General features: G+C 74.5%; 1 protein-coding gene. It reads right to left on the bottom strand.

The window, feature by feature from the left end:
• Window positions 1-1,327 (bottom strand): hypothetical protein (locus HCK00_RS26620; protein WP_168104604.1); only part of this gene is annotated, 1,327 nt, incomplete at its 3' end.
• Window positions 1,328-1,361 lie beyond the last annotated feature (34 nt).

Here is a 1,361-nt window from a genome sequence, read left to right on the forward strand (position 1 = left end):
GCACACGGGCCGGCAGCGCGGACAGGGCGGGATCCGCGGCCAGCTTCCGGGCGAACTCCGCACGGCTCAGCACCTGCCCGTCGTGGGTACGCACCCCTCCGCCCGGCACCTCCTCCGCGCCGACGACGTACGCCTCCGCACCCCAGGGCGCGGACTCGTCGGCGTGACGGAACCCGGCCTCGCCGGGCCGGTCCTCGACGACGAGCGTGCGGTCGGCGCGGAGCAGGTCGATGCGCTCGCCCGTCCAGTTGCGGCCGCGCACGGCGCCGGAGTCATCGGTCAGCAGCGTCTGCGGCGCGAACAGCGGATCGGCGGCGGCGACGGCTCCCGCCGGCGGGGAGGAGACCATCGCCGCACCAGAGGTCACCGGGGCGCCGGCGCGCAGCAAGGTCTTCTGCCAGGTGCCCAGGGCTCCGGTGGCGGGGTCGGGCAGTTCGACCACCCGCACCGGGGCCGGGGTCCCGTCCTGGGCCGTGTCGGCCGACTCCAGCCGCAGCGGCGCGGTGTAGGCCCAGCCGGCGCGACCGGTGCGGTCGGTGAACACCTGCGGCAGCGGCGAGTGCCGGCCCGGCGAGCCCGTGCGCGACGACGCGAACAGCAGGGGAACACCGAGCGGAGTGGTGCGCAGCAGCGGGGCGAGGTCGAGCAGCGCCAGGAACTCCTGGTCGTTGATACGCATCGGCGGCATGTCCGCCAGCCGCAGCACCACCATCCCCTGGGGGTCCGCCGCCGTCCACACCGTGAGGACGTCCCCGGGCTCCCCGTTCTCCGCCCACGGTGCCGGAGCCGACCCGACCTTGGTGTCACCACCGGGCTCCTGCTCCGGCCGGCCCACGGTCCGCAGGTCCAGGCCACCGGGTGCCGTTCCGCCACTCCAGTTGTAACCGCGGACCGTCCCGCCTTCCCGCAGCAGGTACGCGGGACCGAACGCGCCCTTGGCCGCCAGGTGGAAGGCGGCCAGCGTGAAGGGGTCACCGGGGTCGACGTCGGCGGCGATCGCACGGGCCGTGAGGATCCACAGCTCCTGCTTCCGCTGCGGGGTCCACGGCTCGGCAGGCGGCAGGTGGAGTACGCGGCGGCCGAGCGCTTCCGTGGCCTGGGCGTCCAAGGGGCCCACCCGCTGAGCGGCCCCCGCCATCGCCCACAGGACCCGCGTCACCTCGGCCCGCGTCACCGGCCCCGTCGGCTTCCCCAGCACATTCCGGACGAGGTTCTCACCGAGCTTGGTGACCTGGCCCAGCGCGTGCTGGAGATGGGGTATCCCGATGCTCGCGCCGAACGTGGCATCCGGCTGCTGCGCGATCCGCACCGCTGAACTGACCAGCACCTTCCGGTAAGCGGACTGGTCGACCGTGCCACCA

This window comes from Streptomyces zingiberis (assembly GCF_012034935.1).
In the GTDB taxonomy this organism is placed as follows: domain Bacteria; phylum Actinomycetota; class Actinomycetes; order Streptomycetales; family Streptomycetaceae; genus Streptomyces; species Streptomyces zingiberis.